The organism is Kosakonia oryziphila (assembly GCF_900094795.1).
Taxonomy (GTDB): Bacteria; Pseudomonadota; Gammaproteobacteria; order Enterobacterales; family Enterobacteriaceae; genus Kosakonia; species Kosakonia oryziphila.
In genome coordinates, this window is the sequence record NZ_FMBC01000034.1 from 17,474 (window position 1) to 37,458 (window position 19,985).

Below are 19,985 nucleotides of genomic sequence, written 5' to 3' on the forward strand. Positions count from 1 at the left end.
GCTAAGATGGCATCAAATTAAACAGGAGGTTTTTTTGATGCCAATCGTCATTCTGGTTCTTATCTTTGTCGCGCTGGTGGTGGTTATTTCCGGCGTCAAAATCGTACCGCAAGGTTTTCAGTGGACGGTAGAACGCTTTGGCCGCTTTACCCGAACCCTGCAACCGGGTCTGAGCCTGGTGGTGCCGTTTATGGATCGTATTGGCCGTAAGATCAATATGATGGAGCAGGTCCTTGATATCCCTTCGCAGGAAATTATCTCGAAAGATAACGCCAACGTTACCATCGATGCGGTCTGTTTTATTCAGGTTATTGATGCGCCGCGCGCCGCTTATGAAGTCAGCAATCTGGAACTGGCTATCGTCAACCTGACGATGACCAACATTCGTACGGTGCTCGGCTCGATGGAGCTGGACGAGATGCTCTCGCAGCGCGATAGCATCAATACGCGTCTGCTGCACATTGTCGATGAGGCCACCAATCCCTGGGGTGTGAAGGTAACGCGTATTGAGATCCGCGACGTTCGCCCACCAGCAGAACTGATTGCCTCGATGAACGCACAGATGAAAGCCGAACGTACCAAACGCGCCTATATTCTGGAAGCGGAAGGGGTTCGCCAGGCAGAAATTCTCAAAGCCGAAGGGGAAAAACAGTCGCAGATTTTGAAAGCGGAAGGCGAGCGTCAATCGGCATTCCTGCAAGCAGAAGCGCGCGAACGTTCTGCCGAAGCGGAGGCTCGCGCAACGCAAATGGTTTCGGAAGCGATTGCCGCCGGGGATATTCAGGCGGTGAACTACTTTGTGGCACAGAAATACACCGAAGCTTTACAACAGATCGGCTCTGCGAATAACAGCAAAGTGGTGATGATACCGCTCGATGCCAGCAGCCTGATGGGCTCGATCTCCGGGATCGCTGAGCTTATCAAAGACAGTACCAGCGAGCGGACTAAACGATGATCGTGCTGCTGCTCGAACATACCCACTTCGCCTGGCTGGTGCTGGGCGGATTGCTGCTCGTCGCCGAAATGCTCGGCGGTAACGGCTACCTGTTGTGGAGCGGCGTGGCGGCAGTGATCACGGGTCTACTGGCGTGGCTCATCCCTTTCAGTTGGGAGTGGCAAGGCGTGCTATTTGCCCTGCTCACCCTGCTGGCGGCCTGGCTATGGTGGAAATGGCTCAGCAGCCGGTTGAAACAGCAGAAACCCGCCGACGCCTCGCTTAACCTTCGCGGGCAACAACTGGTAGGACGCCACTTTCAACTGGATAACGCACTGGTTAATGGGCGTGGTCATATGCGCGTCGGTGACAGTTCATGGCCGGTCAGCGCTGACGACGATCTCGCCGCTGGCACGCGCGTCAAAGTAGTTGCCGTGGAAGGCATTACGCTACGGGTTAAAGCGGTGAGCAAATAGCGCTCACCCCTTCGCGTGATGGCAGCAGCCGGAAAGGTTATCAATAATCGGACACTCGGCGCTGTCATCGCCAGGGCAGGAATCCGCCAGCGCCAGCAGTTGCGTGCGCATGACTTGTAATTCCTTAATATGACGCTCAATCTCCGCCACTTTTTGTAATGTCCGGGCTTTTACATCGGCGCTGTGGCGGGCCGGATCGTTGAACAACGTCACCAGTTCGCCGCACTCTTCAAGGTTAAACCCAACTTGCCGTGCCTGGCGCAGCAGCGTCAGTTCGTTCAGATGCTGCTGGCTGTAGCAGCGATAACCGTTCTCGCTGCGTAGCGGCGGCGTCACCAGCCCTTTCTCTTCATAAAAACGAATCGCTTTGCTGGTTAAACCGGTTTTTTTTGCCACATCGCTGATATTCATTTTTTCACCTTGCTGCCGAACCTCTGATTTATAATATAAATCGCAAACATGTAATCAACCAAATATATCCATGTAACTAATATATTTTTTATTTACCCACCTTGCCGCTTCGCTATAATATGTGGCCGGATGTTTCAAAGAATGATAAATGATTTACACACAGGAGTGTTTATGAGTGATATGACGTTTTGCCGTGGTTGCGGAAAGGAAATACATAAAGAAGCGGTGGCCTGCCCGCATTGCGGCGCGCCACAAAATATTGCCGGGAAGAAAAGCCGAATTTCCGCTGCGTTGTTCGCCTTCTTCTTAGGTGGTTTTGGCGCACACAAGTTCTATTTAGGGAAACCAGGACAGGGGATCCTTTATCTTCTGTTTTGCTGGACCTTTATTCCATCGATCATCTCTTTCGTCGAATTTATTATTTATCTGTGCAACTCCGATCAGGAATTTGCCCGTAAATACGGTTGAGTTTTACCCAGCCGGTAATAAACAAACCCTGCCTTGTGCGGGGTTTGTCGTTTATGGAACACCTGTCGCCTCTTTGCCATGATAAAAACTTGACCTTCCCCTTGATGGAAGGTTTAAGCTTCATTTTACTCCGTATTGAAGCATCACAACCAAGGAGATTGACTATGTCTCATACCATAGAACTAAACCTCGATGGTCTTTCCTGCGGCCATTGCGTTAAACGTGTCAAAGAGAGCCTGGAAAAACGCCCCGATGTTGAACAGGCGGACGTGACCATTGAACGTGCGGAAGTTACCGGCAGCGCCAGCGCTGAGGCGCTGATCGCGACCATTAAAGAAGCCGGATACGGCGCGAGCTTAAGCCACCCAAAGGCTAAACCGCTGGCAGAGTCATCACTCCCGTCGGAAGCACTGACAGCGGCCCCCCATGAGCTTCCGGCAGCCGACGACCTTGATGACAGCCAACAGCTATTGATCAACGGCATGAGCTGCGCCAGTTGTGTTTCCCGGGTACAAAAAGCTTTGCAGGCCGTACCAGGCGTGACGCAGGCACGGGTCAACCTGGCGGAGCGCACCGCGTTAGTCATGGGTAGCGCGCCCGCCGCTGAATTAGTCAGTGCCGTAGAGCAAGTGGGCTACGGCGCTGAAGCGATAGAAGACGATATTAAGCGCCGCGAGCGCCAGCAGGAAACCGCGCTCGCCACCATGAAGCGCTTCCGCTGGCAGGCGCTTGTCGCGTTGGTGGTCGGCGTGCCAATCATGGTCTGGGGCATGATGGGTGACAATATGATGGTCACCGACAGTAACCGTGCCCTGTGGCTGTTTATCGGCCTGATAACCCTGGCGGTGATGATTGTCGCCGGTGGGCATTTCTACTCCAGCGCGTGGAAAAGTCTGCGTAACGGCTCCGCCACCATGGATACGCTGGTGGCGCTGGGAACCGGTGCCGCCTGGCTCTATTCGATGAGTGTTAATATCTGGCCGCAGTGGTTCCCGATGGAAGCCCGCCACCTTTATTACGAAGCAAGCGCGATGATTATCGGCCTGATTAATCTCGGCCATATGCTGGAAGCCCGCGCCCGCCAACGTTCATCGAAAGCGCTGGAACGCTTACTGGATTTAACACCGCCAACCGCGCGGGTCGTCACCGACGACGGCGAAAAAAATCTACCGCTGGCAGAAGTACAGCCGGGAATGACATTGCGTCTTACCACCGGTGATCGCGTGCCGGTAGATGGCGAAATCAGCCAGGGCGAAGCCTGGTTCGATGAAGCGATGCTGACTGGCGAACCTGTGCCGCAGGAAAAAAGTATCGGCGAAAGCATTCACGCCGGGACGGTAGTGCAGGATGGTAGCGTGCTGTTTACCGCCAGCGCGGTCGGCAGCCACACCACGCTTTCCCGCATCATCCGGATGGTGCGTCAGGCGCAAAGCAGCAAGCCGGAAATTGGTCAACTGGCCGACCGTATTTCGGCGGTATTTGTGCCGGTAGTGGTCGCTATCGCGCTGCTCAGCGGCGCAATCTGGTACTTCGCTGGCCCTGCACCGCAAATCGTTTATACACTGGTGATCGCCACTACCGTGTTGATTATTGCCTGTCCATGTGCGCTGGGGCTGGCAACGCCGATGTCGATTATCTCCGGCGTCGGTCGCGCTGCGGAATTTGGCGTGCTGGTGCGCGATGCAGATGCCCTGCAACGCGCCAGTACGCTGGATACGATCGTGTTTGATAAAACCGGCACCCTGACACGCGGCAAACCGGAAGTGGTCAGCGTGAAAACGCTGGATAGCGACGATTCGGCGGCGCTGCGTCTGGCAGCGGCGCTGGAGCAAGGTTCCAGTCATCCGCTGGCGCGGGCGATCGTGGAAAAAGCGGGCAGCGATGCGTTGCCGACGGTGAATCAATTCCGCACGCTACGTGGACTGGGCGTCAGCGGTATTGTCGATGGGCGCACTGTATTGCTCGGCAATCAGGCTCTGCTGGCAGAGCAGAGCGTGGATACCCGCGTGCTTGACGAGGAGATCGCCCGTCAGGCCAGTCTCGGAGCAACACCCGTGCTGCTGGCGGTTGATGGCGTCGCCGTAGCGCTGTTCGCTATTCGCGATCCGCTACGCGATGATAGTGTGGAAGCTCTGCAACACCTGCACCGCGCCGGTTATCGTCTGGTGATGCTCACCGGTGATAATCCCATCACGGCCAACGCGATTGCTAAAGAGGCCGGGATTGATGAGATCATTGCCGGCGTTCTGCCTGACGGCAAAGCCGAGGCGATCAAAAACCTGCAACAGCAGGGTCGCCAGGTGGCGATGGTGGGTGATGGTATTAACGACGCGCCTGCGCTGGCGCAGGCCGATGTCGGGATCGCCATGGGCGGCGGCAGCGATGTTGCCATTGAAACTGCCGCGATTACCTTGATGCGCCATAGCTTGCTGGGGGTGGCTGATGCGCTGGCAATTGCCAAAGCGACGCTGCGCAATATGAAACAAAACCTGCTGGGGGCGTTTGTCTATAACTCGCTGGGGATCCCCATTGCCGCCGGAATTCTCTGGCCGCTGACAGGCACCCTGCTCAACCCGGTTGTGGCAGGTGCAGCAATGGCGCTCTCCTCCATTACGGTGGTCAGCAATGCCAACCGCCTGCTGCGTTTTAAACCTCGCCATTAACCAGTCGATGTTGCCCCGCCGGGCAGGCGGCGGGGTTTGCACCTTGCTGCCTGTCGCGTTAGCATGGAATTTTTCTCCCGGAAAGCGCGTATGACTCTGTTTCAACGATTGAAAAACTTCTTTCTCGCGCTTTGTGTGCGCCGCTACCGCTGGCCGGCAATGGATATCACGCTGCCCGGCGGCCAGCATCTGCACCTGGTCGGCAGTATTCATATGGGCACCTATGGCATGTCACCGCTGCCGGAATTGCTGCTGCACAAACTGCGTCATGCCGACGCGTTGATCGTCGAAGCGGATATTGCCGGATCCGATTCCCCTTTTGATAACCTTCCTCCCGCAGCTCCGCTCGAAGAGCGTCTGAATCCACAGATCCTGAGCCAGCTTGAGCAGACGTTGCAAACCCTTTCGCTGTCACGCGAGGAGTTTGAACAGCGCCCGGCCTGGCATATCGCGCTGGTGCTTCAGGCTACCCAGGCTCAACGGCTGGGGCTACGCCCGGAGTATGGCGTCGATTATCAACTGTTGCAGGAGGCCCAGCAGCACCAGATCAGCGTGCTGGAGCTGGAAGGCACCACCAGCCAACTGGATATCCTGCGCCAGTTACCCGATGATGGCGTCGAACTGCTACAGGACACCTTAACGCACTGGCATGAAAATGCGCGCCTGTTACAGGTGATGATGAGCTGGTGGCTGGAAACGCCGCCTGCCGCAGAGCTGCTCAGCTTACCGTCAACCTTCAGCCAGCCGCTGCATGATGTTCTGATGCATCAGCGTAATCAGGCGTGGTGCGATCGCCTGTTCGCGCTGCCGCCGGGGCGTTATGTGGTGGCAGCTGGCGCGCTTCATCTCTATGGTGATGGCAACCTTCCGGCGCTGCTGCAACAACGGATGGCCCAATAGCGCAAGATGGTACTATTTTTGTTGCGGCACACAGGCGTATGCTTATGGCGTGAAATGACTGTGGTAAGAAGGATTTGCTATGACTCCCGCCGTGAAGTTACTCGAAAAAAACAACATCTCTTTTCAGGTGCACACTTACGATCACGATCCCAACGAAACTAATTTTGGCGATGAAGTGGTGCGCAAGCTGGGGCTGAATGCCGATCAGGTCTATAAAACGCTGCTGGTGGCCATTAACGGCGATATAAAACACCTGGCCGTGGCGGTTACGCCGGTCGCCGGTCAACTGGATCTGAAAAAGGTCGCCAAAGCGCTGGGAGCCAAAAAAGTGGATATGGCCGATCCGATGGCCGCACAGCGCAGCACCGGTTATCTGGTGGGCGGCATTAGCCCGCTGGGACAGAAAAAACGCCTGCCGACGCTGATTGACGCCCCTGCGCAGGAATTCGCCTCTATTTACGTTTCTGGCGGCAAGCGCGGGCTGGATATTGAACTGGCGGCGAGCGATCTGGCAAAAATGCTGGACGCGAAATTTGCCGATATCGCCCGCCGTGATTAACGTTTATACCCTAAATAATTCGAGTTGCAGGAAGACGGCGACGCAGCGACAAATTCGTCGGGAACGAATTTGCCCAACCGAAGGTTGGCCTCCGGTGAGAGACAGGATGTCTCTCAGTAATCCCCGGGAGCTTACTTCAGTCCGTGACCGGGGTGAGCGACAAATCTGCCAGAAGCAGATTTGAACGCTGTAAGTAGCGGCCCCGAAGGGATAAGGCTCAGGGATGAGCCGAATAAAAAAGCCAACGCACATGCAACTTGAAGTATGACGGGTATATGAGCTGGTTACTGCCAGCTCACTTCCCCTTTCGGTTCGAATGCAGCCGCATCCAGCGGCGAGTTTTTCTGAATAAACTCTTTCAGCACTTCGGCATCGATAAAACCAGTATTCACATAGCCCGCTTTATCATCAAGACGCGGATAACCGTCACCGCCGGTGGCGTTGAAACTCAACGTCGCCAGACGATACGTTTTCGCTGCATCAACCGGTTCACCTTTGATCTTCAGCTCGTTGAGCTTGCCATCTTTCGCGACAAAACTGACATTGGCGAACTGCGGATAAGCGCCGGAATCTGGCTTCATCTGCGCCACAGTGGTGAGATAATCTGTCAGCTCTTTACCGGTAAGCGAGACGTAAACCAGCGTGTTGCCGAACGGCTGCACTTTCAGCACATCTTTATAGGTGATGTCGCCCGCTTCAATGGAATCACGTACTCCACCGCCGCTCATCACAGCCAGATCCGCATCAGTGCGTACCATTTGCGCAGTCAGAATCACCCGCGCCAGGTTGGTTTGCACAAAACGGACTTTACTGCGATCCCCTTCCAGGTGACCAGTGGCGTTACCGATTTTCACCTCCAGTAGTGTTTTGCCTCTGTTCTGGAACGGCGTCAACAGCGACAACATCTGTGGGTTTTCGGCAATTTCCGGCGTGTAGAGTACGCGCTCACTTTTGCCGTTATCGTAGGTGACTTTCTTCTTCAGGTTGACCGGGATCAGCTGGTAGCGCACCAGTTTCATCTCACCGTTGCGGAACTGGAAATCAGCGCGGCCAACATATTTACCCCATTCATGGGCCTGCACAATCCAGATACCGTTCTGCTGATCGGGCGCACAGGGCGTTCCAGGCACGTAATCGACCTGCTTTTTGTTCTCGGAAGCCATGCACACGGGATCTTGTGAGTGACCACCCACAATCATCGCCAGTGCCCCTTTCGGCAGACTACGCGCCATCTCCACATCGCCCGGCGCATTCGAGCCGTGCTCGCCATTGTCATAATGGCCCATATGAGTGGTGGCGATGATCACGTCCGGTTTTTCGTTCTGCTGTAGCTCCTGAATCACCAGCTTCGCTTCCTCGGCAGGCTTACGGAATTCAATATCGGTGAAAAACTCCGGGTTACCGATTTTGGCGGTGTCATCAGTGGTTAACCCGATCACGGCAATCTTTAACCCCTGGCGATTAAAGATCATCCACGGCTTAAACAGGCGCTCACCGGTACTTTTTTGATAAATATTGGCGGAGAGGAACGGGAACTTTGCCCACTTCTCCTGCTGACGCAACACGCTGAGTGGATTATCGAATTCATGGTTGCCGACAGCCATGGCGTCATAACCAATCAGGTTCATGCCGCGAAAATCCGGTTCAGCATCCTGTAAATCGGATTCGGGTACACCAGTATTGATGTCGCCGCCGGAGAGTAGCAGTACACTGCCACCTTCGGTAGCCACCTCTTTACGAATGCCGTCCACCAGCGTCTTTTGCGCCGACAGCCCATATTCGCCGTAATCACTGCGCCAGAAGTGGCCGTGGTGATCGTTAGTATGCAAGATGGTGACATTATACGTTTTGTCCTGTTCATATGCCTGCACCTGCCAGCTTGCCATGCCCATCGTCGCCAGCAGCGCCAACGTGGCGCTCTTTGGTAGCCAATTCATGCTTCTCTCCCTGACTTCATTGATAAAAACCCGAAATTACAATGCTAAACAATAATAGACAAATATGTTTTCATCATTGCGACTTCCTTCAAAGCATCCACGCAGGTAATGTTAGTCGGATAACGATTACCGTTCTTCTTTCCTCTTCTGACAACACAACGTGGTATTTATGGCAATCAGTGAAACGTCGCAGACTCCTCCGGTCGCGCGCACCTCGTTCGGTATTCTTGGTGCAATCAGCCTTTCGCACCTGCTTAACGATATGATCCAGTCGCTGCTGCTGGCGATTTACCCGCTGCTGCAAGCCGATTTTTCCCTGTCCTTTGTGCAGATTGGGTTTATCACCCTCACCTTCCAGGTAGCCTCCTCGCTGCTGCAACCTGTGGTCGGTTACTGGACAGATAAACATCCGATGCCGTGGTCGCTGCCCATTGGTATGTGTTTTACCCTCAGCGGGTTGGTTCTGCTGGCGCTGGCGGGTAATTTTACAACGGTGCTGATTGCCGCAGCGCTGGTCGGTACCGGCTCTTCGGTGTTCCATCCTGAATCGTCGCGCGTGGCGCGGATGGCTTCCGGTGGCCGTCACGGGCTGGCGCAATCCATTTTTCAGGTAGGCGGTAATTTTGGTGCCTCACTCGGCCCGTTGCTGGCGGCAGTGATCATTGCGCCCTATGGTAAAGGTAATGTTGCCTGGTTTGTGTTGGCCGCCCTGCTGGCGATCGTCGTGCTGATGCAGGTGAGCCGCTGGTATGCAGCCCAGCACCGGGAGAACAAAGGGAAAAAGATTACTGGGGTGAATAATCCGCTGCCACGCAATAAAGTGGTGCTGGCGGTCTGTATCCTGCTGATTCTGATTTTCTCCAAATACTTCTATATGGCCAGTATCAGCAGCTATTTCACCTTTTATCTGATGAACAAGTTCGATTTATCCGTGCAAAACGCGCAGATGCATCTGTTTATCTTCCTGTTTGCGGTTGCCGCTGGCACCGTTATCGGCGGGCCTTTGGGCGATAAGATCGGCAGAAAATATGTAATTTGGGGCTCCATTCTCGGTGTTGCTCCCTTCACGCTGGTTTTACCCTATGCCTCTCTGTTCTGGACCGGAATTTTAACGGTGATAATTGGTTTTATTCTTGCATCGGCGTTCTCCGCCATTCTGGTCTATGCCCAGGAGCTGTTACCAGGGCGTATTGGCATGGTTTCCGGACTGTTTTTTGGTTTCGCCTTTGGTATGGGCGGGCTTGGCGCTGCGGTGCTGGGGCTGGTTGCCGATCACACCAGTATCGATTTGGTCTACAAAATATGTGCTTTCCTGCCATTACTCGGAATTCTGACGATATTCCTGCCTGATAATCGCCCACAACATTGATTTCCTTGCGGCCAAAATCTCTCTTTGGCCGCTGCTTTCTATTGCTTTTCCTTACCTGCCACGTGATTTCTGTTACAGATGACACTGTTGTGCTTTTTTTCCTTCCAACGCGTCATTTTCTTCATAATTCAACAATTATTCATAAACATACTGGCAAAAATTGTCATAAACTGTAACTCAGCTAGCGGTCATCGACCGCAGGTTTCACGCATCAACGAAAGGAGACGGAATGCATCACACCACACCGCTTATCACCACCATTGTCGGCGGCCTTGTACTGGCCTTCATTCTCGGCATGCTTGCCAATAAACTGCGAATTTCTCCTCTGGTGGGCTACTTGTTAGCGGGTGTGCTGTCCGGGCCGTTTACGCCGGGCTTTGTCGCCGATACTCAACTGGCGCCCGAACTGGCGGAATTAGGTGTGATTCTGCTGATGTTCGGCGTTGGGTTGCACTTCTCATTAAAGGATTTGATGGCGGTAAAGTCGATCGCCATTCCCGGAGCGATAGCGCAAATTGCCGTCGCGACGCTGCTGGGTATGGCGCTTTCCGCACTGTCTGGCTGGTCTCTTATGACCGGTATTGTCTTTGGGTTATGTCTTTCCACCGCCAGTACGGTGGTGTTGTTGCGCGCGCTTGAGGAGCGACAGCTTATCGACAGCCAGCGCGGGCAAATCGCCATCGGCTGGCTGATTGTTGAAGATCTGGTGATGGTGCTGACACTGGTGCTACTGCCCGCCGTCGCCGGGATGATAGAAAAAGACAACGTTGGGTTGGCATCGCTGGCGCTGGATATGAGCATTACCATCGGTAAAGTGGTGGCCTTTATCGCCATAATGATGCTGGTTGGCCGCCGTCTGGTGCCGTGGATCATGGCGCGTAGCGCCGCAACCGGCTCGCGCGAGCTGTTTACTCTCTCCGTGCTGGCGCTGGCGCTCGGCATCGCCTTTGGCGCCGTCGAGCTATTTGATGTCTCCTTCGCCCTTGGTGCATTCTTCGCCGGTATGGTGCTAAACGAATCCGAGCTCAGCCATCGGGCGGCGCACGACACTCTGCCGCTGCGCGACGCGTTTGCAGTGCTGTTCTTTGTCTCTGTCGGCATGTTGTTCAACCCGATGATCCTGATCGAACAGCCGCTGGCGGTGCTCGGCACGCTGGCTATCATCATCTTCGGTAAATCGGTGGCCGCTTTCTTGCTGGTGCGCCTGTTTGGTCACTCGCCGCGCACCGCGCTGACCATTGCCGCCAGCCTGGCACAGATTGGGGAGTTCGCTTTTATCCTGGCAGGCCTGGGAATGTCGATGGGACTGCTGCCGCAGACCGGGCAAAACCTGGTGCTGGCAGGCGCTATCCTGTCGATTATGCTCAACCCGGTGCTGTTTACGCTGCTGGAGAAGTACCTCAACAAAACCGAGACGCTGGAAGAGCAAACGCTGGAAGAAGCCACCGAAGAAGAGAAGCAGATCCCGGTGGATATCTGCAACCATGCACTGCTGGTTGGGTTTGGCCGTGTTGGTAGCCTGCTGGGCGAAAAACTGATGGCGCGGGGTATTCCGCTGGTGGTGATTGAAACCTCGCGCACCCGGGTGGATGAGTTGCGCGCACGTGGGATCCGCGCCGTACTGGGCAATGCCACCAATGAAGAGATCATGAATCTGGCGCATCTCGACTGCGCCCGCTGGCTGCTGCTGACCATTCCGAATGGTTACGAGGCCGGGGAGATTGTCGCAACCGCGCGTGAGAAATGCCCGGACATTGAAATTATTGCCCGCGCGCATTACGACGATGAAGTGGATTACATTACCGAGCGCGGCGCCAACCAGGTGGTGATGGGTGAACGCGAAATCGCCAATACCATGATAACGCTGCTGGAGAAACCGTCGGCTGAAGAAGCCGTGACGGGGTAAACAAACAACATTGATTGCCGGATGGCGCTACGCTTATCCGGCGAAACATGCGACATCAACGTTCCCAGTACGCCTCTTCGAGGCTGTCTTCCCGCTCAGGCAGGCCACGGCTTAAGCGCGGTGAATGCTGGTTCAGCACCTGATAGCTCACGCGATTGGCGTATTTACACACCTGCGCCAGAGAGGAATAGGTCAGCCAGTTAAATTTATGTTTGCTGGAATTCGGTACATTAGTGCGATGGTAATTATTTGCGGTAATGTCGTGCAGCAACGCCGCCAGTGCGCCATCACCCGCGCCGTTGGTGTTCATGATCTTCTCAGGCCCACCCATGTAGGGGGCAATGTGTGAGTAGATCCGCTGCGGGTTCTGGCAATCTTTATGGCGCATCGCCCGGCTGAACTCATACTGGTTGAACTCGGCAATCGCTCCCGGCAGCAGAGGATGCTGGGTTTTGCGCTTCGTATCCTCTTCGGTAAAACCGGCCATATACAGGCCAATCGGCCCGGCGGTACACAGTACCAGATCTACCCAGTCCAGCGCTTTATCGGCGGCCAGCAGAGGATCGCTTTCGCCGGTCAACGCGTGGCCTTCTTCTTCGTTCATCGCCAGAATCGAGACGTTTTCTTTGAGAAAATCACGCCAGCATTGCGGATTATCGGCAATCACATATTTGGTGCCCAGCGTCAGCACCACCGGCACGTTATGCTTTTTGGCATAAGCTACGGCTTGCAGAGTGGCATCCGGCATCGGCTCACCGGGGTTGCAACGCACCAGATAGGAAGAGAGCACCAGCGCAGACGCGCCCGCAATCACCGATTCCGGAATACTCTCCGGGCGAAGCTGGTTCATCTGTCCGGGGCTGATGGCAAACGTCCGTTCGCCGCTGTCGCTGATCAGCGTAAAGCAACGACCAATCGCGCCATCCACGCCTTGCAGATAGTTCAGATCAGTACGACTAGAGGTGTTGCACAGATAACGATAGGCGTAACTACCGATTTTCACGCTGTCGCACATCACGCCGAGCAGCACAGAACGGTCATCGGCCAGCACTGAGTAGTTATGCATGGTGTTACCGATCGTACCGCCAGCAAACTGATGGGTGATCAGATCGTTGCTCACCAGTTCCTGGTACAGCGCTTCGGCCACATCATCGGCGATCACCAGCGAATGCCCGGTGCTCAGGCCATAACGTGAGATAAACGCATCATCCACTTTAGCCTCGATATCCACCAGCGTCTGATCGATACCAACCACCCAGCAGGCGCTAACTTCATTTTCTGGCTGGATTTGTTGCAATAACGGATCGCGGGCGTTAACGGGAAAATAGTGTTTGGATTTACGTTTACCGGGAAATTTCATGGTTGTAATAAGCGCTGAACATAAGGGCTGAGAATGTTAACACACTCTCAGCCCTGCGGGCGATCAGCGATACCTGGCCGTCAGGTTGACCATCATTTCGATATGCTCTGGTGAATCATTCAGCGCTGGTATGTATTCATATTTCTCGCCGCCCGCCTCGAGGAAAAACTCACGGTTTTGCACCGCGATCTCCTCCAGCGTCTCAAGGCAGTCTGCGGCAAAACCTGGCGACATCACCTGGATATGTTTCACCCCTTTCTCACCCAGCATTTTCAGCGTTTCATCGGTGTACGGTGTCAGCCAGGGTTCGCGGCCAAAGCGTGACTGGAAGGTCATCATCACTTTTTCCGGCGGCAGATCGAGCGCCGAGACCAGTTCACGCGTGGTATCACGGCAGCGCTGCGGGTAGTCATCCCCTTCTGCCGCGTAGCGCTGCGGAATGCCGTGATAAGAGAGCAGCAGCAGATCCGGCTCGCCGTGTATGGCGAAAGAGGCGCGCACACTGTTTGCCAGCGCCGAAATGTAATCCGTATCGTCGGCATAATCGCGGATAAAGGAGATGCCGGGAATATAGCGTTTCTTCGCCAGAATTCGCGCCAGTTCGTCCCATACCGCCGCCACCGTTGAGCAGGAGTATTGCGGGTAGAGTGAGAGCACAACAATATGGTCAACATCCTGCTCCAGCAGGGCATCCACGGCACTTTCCAGCGACGGTGAACCATAGCTCATGCCGAGCGCCACGGGAACGCCCGGCAACCGCGCAGCCAGCGCCTGTTGCTGCCTGCGGCTGTAAACCATCAGCGGCGAACCGTCTTCCATCCAGACAGATTGGTAGAGTTTTGCCACGCGCGGTGAACGAATCGGCAGGATCACACCACGTAATAGCGGCCACCACAGCAAGCGCGACGTATCAACAACACGTCTGTCGCTTAAAAATTGCCGCAGATAACGTTTTACTGCTGCCGGAGTGGGGGCATCGGGGGTACCGAGATTGGCAAGCAGGATGCCGGTTTTCGCCTGACTCATTCACGCCTCTTAACCTTTTGAATGGTTGGTAATTGTAGCGTAAAAGCGTTTAAACGGAACCAATTGCAGCGAAAGGTAAGATGAGAAATATTCTCACCCGGAGGGATCCGAGTGAGAACACGCGCTTAGCCGAGGATTTTTTCCAGCTCTGCACGTACATCAGCAACGGCTTTGGTGCCGTCCACTTTAGCGTATTTGGTGTTACCCGCCTGCGCTTCTTTCTGGTAGTAGCCGATCAGCGGCGCGGTCAACTGATGGTATTCCACCAGACGTTTACGTACGGTCTCTTCCTGATCGTCTTTACGCGTGGTCAGCTCTTCGCCGGTCACGTCGTCTTTGCCTTCTACTTTCGGCGGATTGAATTTGATGTGATAAACACGTCCGGAAGCGGCGTGTACGCGACGTCCCACGATACGATCAACGATCAGTTCGTCCGGAACATCGAATTCCAGTACGTAATCCACGGCGATGCCTGCTTCTTTCATGGCATCTGCTTGCGGAATGGTACGCGGGAAGCCGTCCAGCAGGAAACCGTTACGGCAATCTTCCTGGGTGATACGCTCTTTCACCAGTGCGATAACCAGCTCGTCGGTCACCAGTTTGCCGGCGTCCATGATATCTTTCGCCTGTTTGCCCAGTTCGTTGCCAGATTTAACAGCCGCGCGCAGCATGTCACCGGTAGAGATTTGCGGAATACCGTATTTCTCCATGATGAACTGAGCCTGAGTTCCTTTACCCGCGCCCGGAGCGCCAAGCAGAATAATACGCATTGCGAAAATCCCCTCAAAAGTTGGTTCAATTTTTCAAAAGCGCTAAAAGATACCACCAGAACGAGTATCGCTCAAGGAAGCCGGAATGGCTGAAACGGTTAATGAGAGAGATTACTTCGGGGAGTACCCCTCTCGCGTGAAACGAGAGGGGTAAGGTCAGACCAAAAACAGAAACTCAGGCAGTCAGCAGCTGATTCATACGACGGATGAACTGGTTCGGATCTTCCAGCGTGCCGCGTTCGGCAAACAGCGCCTGCTCCAGCAACAGCTCGACCCACTCGCTGAACTGGTTATCATCCTGGGTGCCCGCAGCACGTTTCACCAGCGCGTGATCCGGGTTCAGTTCAAAGATGTATTTTACTTCCGGCGCATTCTGACCCGCAGCCGCGAACAGTTTCGCCATCTGCGTGCTCATCTCGTCGGCATCGGTTACTACCACCGCAGGCGTTTCGGTCAGACGATGGGTCAGGCGTACTTCTTTCACGCGATCGCCAAGCAGGGTTTTCACGCGGTCAACAAACGGCTCGAGCGCTTTTTCCGCCTCTTTCGCGCTGTCGTCCACTTCGTCGGCCAGTTTTTCCAGCGACGCATCAGCTTTCGCCACTGACTGGAACGGTTTGCCGTCGAATTCGGTCAGGTAGCTCATCATCCATTCGTCGATGCGATCGGAAAGCAGCAGCACTTCGATCCCTTTCTTACGCAGCAGTTCCAGATGCGGGCTGCTCTTTGCCGCAGCGTAGCTGTCAGCGGTAATGAAGTAGATCTTCTCCTGGCCTTCTTTCATACGCGATACGTACTCTTCCAGCGACACGGTCTGCGCAGAAGAGTCATTGTGCGTGGAGGCAAAACGCAGCAATTTGGCAATCGCTTCCAGGTTAGCACTGTCTTCGCCAGCCCCTTCTTTCAGCACCAGGCCGAACTGCTGCCAGAATGTCTGGTATTTTTCCGCGTCATCTTTCGCCAGTTTATCCAGCATTTGCAGCACACGTTTGGTCAGCGCGGTACGCAGATTGCGCGTAACGCTGCTGTCCTGCAAAATTTCGCGCGAAACGTTGAGCGGCAGATCGCTGGAATCCACCAGGCCGCGAACGAAGCGCAGATAGTTCGGCATAAACTGTTCGGCTTCGTCCATAATAAACACGCGCTGCACATAAAGTTTCAGGCCGTGTTTATGATCGCGGTTCCACATATCCCACGGCGCCTGCGACGGGATATAAAGCAGGCTGGTGTACTCCTGCTTCCCTTCCACACGGTTGTGGCTCCAGGTCAGCGGATCGGTAAAGTCGTGGGCGATATGTTTGTAGAATTCGTTATATTCTTCGTCTTTGATTTCAGACTTGTTGCGCGTCCATAGCGCCTGCGCTTTGTTGATCTTCTCCCAGGAAACCACGGTTTCGCCGTCTTTCTCTTCCTGTTTTTCGATCTCGACCGGCAGAGCGATATGGTCGGAATATTTACTGATAATAGAACGCACGCGCCAGTCATTGAGGAAATCATCTTCCCCTTCGCGCAGATGCAGCGTGATTTCCGTCCCGCGATCGGCTTTGGTGATATCAGCGACGGTGTATTCGCCCGCGCCTTCAGATTCCCAGAACACGCCATTTTCTGCGCTCTCGCCCGCCGCGCGGGTACGTACAGTCACTTTATCCGCAACGATAAACGCCGAGTAGAAACCTACGCCGAACTGACCAATCAACTGGCTGTCTTTAGCCTGATCGGAGCCCATTGATTCGAGAAAGGCTTTGGTGCCGGACTTGGCGATGGTACCCAGATGATCGATAACTTCATCGCGAGTCATACCAATACCGTTATCGGCGATGGTCAACGTACGCTTTTCTTTATCGAAAGAGACGCGGACATGCAATTCGCCATCGCCTTCGTAGAGATCCGGGTTGGACAGCGCGCGGAAACGCAGTTTGTCCGCCGCATCCGAGGCGTTGGAGATCAGCTCACGCAGGAAAATTTCTTTGTTCGAATAGAGAGAATGGATCATCAGGTGCAGAAGCTGTTTAACTTCAGACTGAAAACCGCGAGTTTCTTGTCCTTTCATTGGGAAAACCTCAACAATGCCATTTACAAGGTAAAAAATGCGTTGAGGGTGAAGTGGGGACAGAGGCGGGAATTTTCAAGCGGAGGCAAAAATTTCTGCCTCCGTTTGATTAAAAACGAATCTTGTGGCGACCGGCAAGCGAGTGTGACAGCGTGGTGCCGTCAACCATCTCCAGCTCGCCACCCACCGGCACACCGTGCGCGATGCGGCTGGCTTCCACACCATATTGCGCGCAAAGCTCCGCAATATAGTTCGCCGTTGCCTCACCTTCCACCGTCGGGTTGGTGGCGAGGATCACTTCCTGGATCTTTTCTGCGGCCAGCCGCTGCTCAAGCCGGTCGAGACCGATATCATCCGGCCCGATACCGTCCAGCGGCGACAGATGCCCCATCAGCACAAAGTAGCGCCCCGAGAACTGCCCGGTTTGCTCGATGGCATAAATATCCGCCGGGCTTTCTACCACACAGATTTGACCGTTTTCCTGGCGCCGTGGGTTGCTGCATATATTGCACACATCCTGCTCGGTAAAGGTACGGCAATCGGCGCAGTGGCCGATTTCCGACATTGCCCGGGTAAGCGCCTGCGCCAGCCGCATACCGCCGCTGCGATCGCGCTGCAACAGCGTAAACGCCATGCGTTGCGCCGACTTCGGGCCAACGCCCGGCAGGCAGCGCAGTGCTTCCATAAGCTGCGTTAACAGCGGACTGGTCTGCATCAGAACGGCATCTTAAAGCCTGGCGGCAAAGACATGCCGGAGGAAACAGAAGCCATTTTCTCTTTCTGGGTTTCATCGATACGGCGTGCAGCATCGTTAAACGCAGCGGCGATCAGATCTTCCAGCATCTCTTTGTCGTCTTCGAGCAGGCTCGGATCGATCTCCACGCGACGGCAGTTATGCGCGCCATTGATGGTCACTTTCACCAGGCCTGCACCTGATTCGCCGGTCACTTCCAGCTGTGCGATCTCTTCCTGCATTTTCTGCATTTTTTCTTGCATCTGCTGGGCCTGTTTCATCAGGTTGCCCAGACCGCCTTTTCCAAACATAGGCTTCTCTCTTTAGCTGTGGTGACTGACCAGAGCGGTAAGTCACATTCAGGGTTAAAAACGGAAAGCCGCAGCTTGCCGTCAAAGGGGACGAATACTCTCTTCATCCAGATCCGCATCGAAAAACCGTTGCAGCGTCTGGATGTTGTTATCCGCAATAATTGCTTCACGCGCCTGCGCGAGCTTTTCCTCATAGATTGTCTGACGCCACTCCAGCGGCGTACGCACCGCCGGATTATCATCTTCAATGATAGTCAGTTCAACCGTCGAACCGTGCAATTCACTAAGCGCATCGCTCAGCGCCTTCTGTGCGCCCTGCGAATTAAGGTGGCGCTGCGAGCTGCGCAAATGCAGACACCAACGATCGCCCTCCTGCTCTTTCCAGGCATTCAGCGCCACCTGCTCAACCAGTTTCGGCAATGTTAGCTGGCTGACCTCTTTCGCCCAGGCATCACGCTCAATTGCCTCTTCCGCCAGCTTTTTCGCCAGCTCTGGCGTTTTCTCGTGTTCCAGCGCCTTTTTCAACGCTTTGGGCGTGGCAACAACCTCTTTTGTCTCGGCGACAACAGTAGTTGCTTTCCAGCGGTAGGCCTCTTTTTTCGCCGGAGCCTGTTCAAGCGCCGACGGTGCCGGGCGCGATTGCGCACGCTCGGTAACCGAAGCCAGACGCTCCAGCGCGGCATTATTCACCGGCCGCGCGCGGTTTGCGGCTGCCGGTTCACTCTTTTTTGCTTTGTCTGCTCCCTGAGCGCGTTGCAACTGTCTGCGCGCCGCCAGCACCGAGCTGGTTGATTCAGGCAGCGGTACATCGTTCTGCACTGGTGCGGCCGCTGGTTGGGCCTGCGGCACGGGCGGAACCTGCTGCGGCGCCATCACATCGGTGGGCGCCACAGGAGCGAAGGATTGTTGAGGCACTTCTGGTGCTGCTAGCGGCGCTCGTGGATGGAACGCCAGCGCGCGCAGCAGTGTCATTTCAACGCCCATGCGGCGGTCCGGCGCAAAGGGTAGCTCTTTACGGCCAATCAACAGCGTCTGGTAATAGAGCTGCACATCGGTGGGCGGCACGGTGCGGGCCAGTTCACGCAGACGCTGCTCAATCGGGGCCATGTCGCTGCCGAGCGCCGCAGGCGTTAGCTGTACCATGGCGATACGGTGCAGCAGCGTTTGCATCTCCAGCAGCAGGGCTTCCCATTCAACGCTGCGTGATGCAGCCTCGTTCACCAGTCCCATGGCACGTTCGCCGTCGGCGGCAACCACAGCTTCAACTAATGAAAGCGCCTGGTCGTCATTCAGTGTGCCAAGCATGGAGCTGACCGCCGCCGCGGAGAGCTGCCCGTTGCCGCTGGCAATCGCCTGATCGGTCAGGCTTAGCGCATCACGCAGGCTACCGTCAGCCGCACGCGCCAGCAATTGCAGCGCACGGGGTTCATGTTCAATCTTCTCGTCAGTAAGAATGTGCTCAAGCTGGCTGCGGATCTGTTCGATATCCAGTGCTTTCAGGTGGAACTGAAGACAGCGGGAAAGAATGGTCACCGGCAGCTTTTGCGGATCGGTGGTCGCCAACAGGAATTTGACGTGTTCAGGCGGCTCTTCGAGCGTTTTTAACAGCGCGTTAAAGCTGTGACGCGAGAGCATATGCACTTCGTCAATCAGATAGACTTTGAAACGCCCACGCGCCGGGGCGTACTGCACGTTATCCAGCAGATCGCGGGTATCTTCGACTTTGGTGCGCGACGCAGCGTCGATCTCAATTAAATCGACGAAACGTCCCTGCTCAATTTCACGGCAGTTATCACACACGCCGCACGGCGTTGCGGTGATGCCGGTTTCACAGTTCAGCCCCTTCGCCAGCAGACGGGCGATAGAGGTTTTGCCGACGCCACGGGTGCCGGAAAACAGATACGCATGATGAATGCGTCCTGATGATAAGCCGTTCGCCAGTGCGGTCAGCACATGCTCCTGGCCGACGACGTTAGCAAAAGTTTGCGGTCGCCATTTTCGGGCTAAGACCTGATAACTCATTGGCAGGCTCTGAAACGCTGGAAGGTGGATTTACGAAGGAATAATGCTAACACAGCACATGCTGTTAATACACTTCATCCCTCAGGCGCA

At 55.0% G+C, this 19,985-nt stretch carries 17 protein-coding genes and 1 other annotated feature; of the genes, 8 read left to right on the top strand and 9 right to left on the bottom strand.

Features of this window, described 5'->3' with window-relative positions; genetic code table 11:
• Positions 1-37 precede the first annotated feature (37 nt).
• Both GA0061070_RS16045 and GA0061070_RS16050 read left to right on the top strand, forming a co-directional pair.
• Positions 38-955 carry an SPFH domain-containing protein gene (locus GA0061070_RS16045; protein ID WP_090137049.1) on the top strand — a complete coding sequence of 306 codons (918 nt, stop codon included), beginning with the start codon at positions 38-40 and terminating at the stop codon, positions 953-955.
• On the top strand, positions 952-1,410 hold the full coding sequence (locus GA0061070_RS16050) for an NfeD family protein (RefSeq protein WP_090137050.1): 459 nt from the start codon (positions 952-954) through the stop codon (positions 1,408-1,410). Before GA0061070_RS16045 ends, GA0061070_RS16050 begins: the two co-directional genes overlap by 4 nt.
• Positions 1,411-1,413: 3 nt before the next feature.
• Here the strand turns inward: GA0061070_RS16050 and cueR are convergent, their stop codons facing one another.
• Positions 1,414-1,821: a Cu(I)-responsive transcriptional regulator gene (gene cueR, locus GA0061070_RS16055; RefSeq protein WP_090137051.1), complete on the bottom strand. Its 408-nt coding sequence runs from the start codon at positions 1,819-1,821 to the stop codon at positions 1,414-1,416.
• A 171-nt stretch (positions 1,822-1,992) separates the two neighbouring features.
• Between cueR and GA0061070_RS16060 the strand changes: the two genes are divergently transcribed.
• The 4 genes from GA0061070_RS16060 to ybaK all read left to right on the top strand — a co-directional run bounded on the left by GA0061070_RS16060 (position 1,993) and on the right by ybaK (position 6,411).
• Complete coding sequence (locus tag GA0061070_RS16060; protein WP_090137052.1) at positions 1,993-2,289, top strand: TM2 domain-containing protein; 297 nt, start codon at positions 1,993-1,995, stop codon at positions 2,287-2,289.
• Between the two features lie 164 nt (positions 2,290-2,453).
• A complete protein-coding gene (gene copA / locus GA0061070_RS16065) occupies positions 2,454-4,952 on the top strand; it encodes a copper-exporting P-type ATPase CopA (protein ID WP_090137053.1) in 2,499 nt (832 codons plus the stop codon).
• Positions 4,953-5,042: 90 nt separating this feature from the next.
• Positions 5,043-5,852 (top strand): TraB/GumN family protein, encoded by an 810-nt coding sequence (locus GA0061070_RS16070; RefSeq protein ID WP_090137083.1) that lies wholly within the window; start codon positions 5,043-5,045, stop codon positions 5,850-5,852.
• Positions 5,853-5,931: 79 nt separating this feature from the next.
• The gene (gene ybaK, locus GA0061070_RS16075) at positions 5,932-6,411 is read left to right on the top strand and encodes a Cys-tRNA(Pro)/Cys-tRNA(Cys) deacylase YbaK (protein ID WP_090137054.1); all 480 of its coding nucleotides are present in this window, start codon (positions 5,932-5,934) and stop codon (positions 6,409-6,411) included.
• Between the two features lie 284 nt (positions 6,412-6,695).
• On the opposite strand, the gene ushA is transcribed toward ybaK, so the two are convergent.
• Positions 6,696-8,348 carry a bifunctional UDP-sugar hydrolase/5'-nucleotidase UshA gene (ushA, locus tag GA0061070_RS16080; RefSeq protein ID WP_090137055.1) on the bottom strand — a complete coding sequence of 551 codons (1,653 nt, stop codon included), beginning with the start codon at positions 8,346-8,348 and terminating at the stop codon, positions 6,696-6,698.
• 169 nt (positions 8,349-8,517) lie between these two features.
• On the opposite strand from ushA, the gene GA0061070_RS16085 reads away from it, so the two are divergent.
• Together GA0061070_RS16085 and ybaL are read left to right on the top strand one after the other, a co-directional pair.
• Positions 8,518-9,717: an MFS transporter gene (locus tag GA0061070_RS16085; RefSeq protein ID WP_090137056.1), complete on the top strand. Its 1,200-nt coding sequence runs from the start codon at positions 8,518-8,520 to the stop codon at positions 9,715-9,717.
• Between the two features lie 229 nt (positions 9,718-9,946).
• Positions 9,947-11,623, top strand: coding sequence for a YbaL family putative K(+) efflux transporter (gene ybaL, locus GA0061070_RS16090; protein ID WP_090137057.1), 1,677 nt, complete (start codon positions 9,947-9,949; stop codon positions 11,621-11,623).
• Positions 11,624-11,678: 55 nt separating this feature from the next.
• On the opposite strand, the gene GA0061070_RS16095 is transcribed toward ybaL, so the two are convergent.
• From GA0061070_RS16095 to dnaX, 7 genes are all read right to left on the bottom strand, one after another.
• Positions 11,679-12,983 (bottom strand): inosine/guanosine kinase, encoded by a 1,305-nt coding sequence (locus tag GA0061070_RS16095; protein WP_090137058.1) that lies wholly within the window; start codon positions 12,981-12,983, stop codon positions 11,679-11,681.
• 63 nt (positions 12,984-13,046) lie between these two features.
• Positions 13,047-14,009: a ferrochelatase gene (gene hemH / locus GA0061070_RS16100; RefSeq protein WP_090137059.1), complete on the bottom strand. Its 963-nt coding sequence runs from the start codon at positions 14,007-14,009 to the stop codon at positions 13,047-13,049.
• 125 nt (positions 14,010-14,134) lie between these two features.
• Positions 14,135-14,779, bottom strand: coding sequence for an adenylate kinase (adk, locus tag GA0061070_RS16105; protein WP_090137060.1), 645 nt, complete (start codon positions 14,777-14,779; stop codon positions 14,135-14,137).
• 175 nt (positions 14,780-14,954) lie between these two features.
• The gene (gene htpG, locus GA0061070_RS16115) at positions 14,955-16,829 is read right to left on the bottom strand and encodes a molecular chaperone HtpG (protein ID WP_090137061.1); all 1,875 of its coding nucleotides are present in this window, start codon (positions 16,827-16,829) and stop codon (positions 14,955-14,957) included.
• 109 nt (positions 16,830-16,938) lie between these two features.
• Positions 16,939-17,544 (bottom strand): recombination mediator RecR, encoded by a 606-nt coding sequence (recR, locus tag GA0061070_RS16120; protein ID WP_090137062.1) that lies wholly within the window; start codon positions 17,542-17,544, stop codon positions 16,939-16,941.
• Positions 17,544-17,873: a YbaB/EbfC family nucleoid-associated protein gene (locus GA0061070_RS16125; RefSeq protein WP_090137063.1), complete on the bottom strand. Its 330-nt coding sequence runs from the start codon at positions 17,871-17,873 to the stop codon at positions 17,544-17,546. The genes recR and GA0061070_RS16125 overlap by 1 nt, the downstream gene beginning before the upstream one ends.
• Before the next feature lie 81 nt (positions 17,874-17,954).
• Complete coding sequence (gene dnaX / locus GA0061070_RS16130; RefSeq protein ID WP_090137064.1) at positions 17,955-19,895, bottom strand: DNA polymerase III subunit gamma/tau; 1,941 nt, start codon at positions 19,893-19,895, stop codon at positions 17,955-17,957.
• Positions 18,558-18,622: a sequence feature (DnaX frameshifting element), on the bottom strand. Its footprint overlaps the gene before it by 65 nt.
• Positions 19,896-19,985 lie beyond the last annotated feature (90 nt).

What these genes read in the sequence shown, in the direction of transcription:
- GA0061070_RS16085 (WP_090137056.1), top strand. Translation starts at nt 8,518, where the DNA reads ATGGCAATCAGTGAAACGTCGCAGACTCCTCCGGTCGCGCGCACCTCG.
- GA0061070_RS16095 (WP_090137058.1), bottom strand. Translation starts at nt 12,983, where the DNA reads ATGAAATTTCCCGGTAAACGTAAATCCAAACACTATTTTCCCGTTAAC.
- adk (WP_090137060.1), bottom strand. Translation starts at nt 14,779, where the DNA reads ATGCGTATTATTCTGCTTGGCGCTCCGGGCGCGGGTAAAGGAACTCAG.
- GA0061070_RS16060 (WP_090137052.1), top strand. Translation starts at nt 1,993, where the DNA reads ATGAGTGATATGACGTTTTGCCGTGGTTGCGGAAAGGAAATACATAAA.
- cueR (WP_090137051.1), bottom strand. Translation starts at nt 1,821, where the DNA reads ATGAATATCAGCGATGTGGCAAAAAAAACCGGTTTAACCAGCAAAGCG.
- ushA (WP_090137055.1), bottom strand. Translation starts at nt 8,348, where the DNA reads ATGAATTGGCTACCAAAGAGCGCCACGTTGGCGCTGCTGGCGACGATG.
- GA0061070_RS16070 (WP_090137083.1), top strand. Translation starts at nt 5,043, where the DNA reads ATGACTCTGTTTCAACGATTGAAAAACTTCTTTCTCGCGCTTTGTGTG.
- ybaK (WP_090137054.1), top strand. Translation starts at nt 5,932, where the DNA reads ATGACTCCCGCCGTGAAGTTACTCGAAAAAAACAACATCTCTTTTCAG.
- ybaL (WP_090137057.1), top strand. Translation starts at nt 9,947, where the DNA reads ATGCATCACACCACACCGCTTATCACCACCATTGTCGGCGGCCTTGTA.
- hemH (WP_090137059.1), bottom strand. Translation starts at nt 14,009, where the DNA reads ATGAGTCAGGCGAAAACCGGCATCCTGCTTGCCAATCTCGGTACCCCC.
- copA (WP_090137053.1), top strand. Translation starts at nt 2,454, where the DNA reads ATGTCTCATACCATAGAACTAAACCTCGATGGTCTTTCCTGCGGCCAT.
- recR (WP_090137062.1), bottom strand. Translation starts at nt 17,544, where the DNA reads ATGCAGACCAGTCCGCTGTTAACGCAGCTTATGGAAGCACTGCGCTGC.
- dnaX (WP_090137064.1), bottom strand. Translation starts at nt 19,895, where the DNA reads ATGAGTTATCAGGTCTTAGCCCGAAAATGGCGACCGCAAACTTTTGCT.
- GA0061070_RS16125 (WP_090137063.1), bottom strand. Translation starts at nt 17,873, where the DNA reads ATGTTTGGAAAAGGCGGTCTGGGCAACCTGATGAAACAGGCCCAGCAG.
- htpG (WP_090137061.1), bottom strand. Translation starts at nt 16,829, where the DNA reads ATGAAAGGACAAGAAACTCGCGGTTTTCAGTCTGAAGTTAAACAGCTT.
- GA0061070_RS16045 (WP_090137049.1), top strand. Translation starts at nt 38, where the DNA reads ATGCCAATCGTCATTCTGGTTCTTATCTTTGTCGCGCTGGTGGTGGTT.
- GA0061070_RS16050 (WP_090137050.1), top strand. Translation starts at nt 952, where the DNA reads ATGATCGTGCTGCTGCTCGAACATACCCACTTCGCCTGGCTGGTGCTG.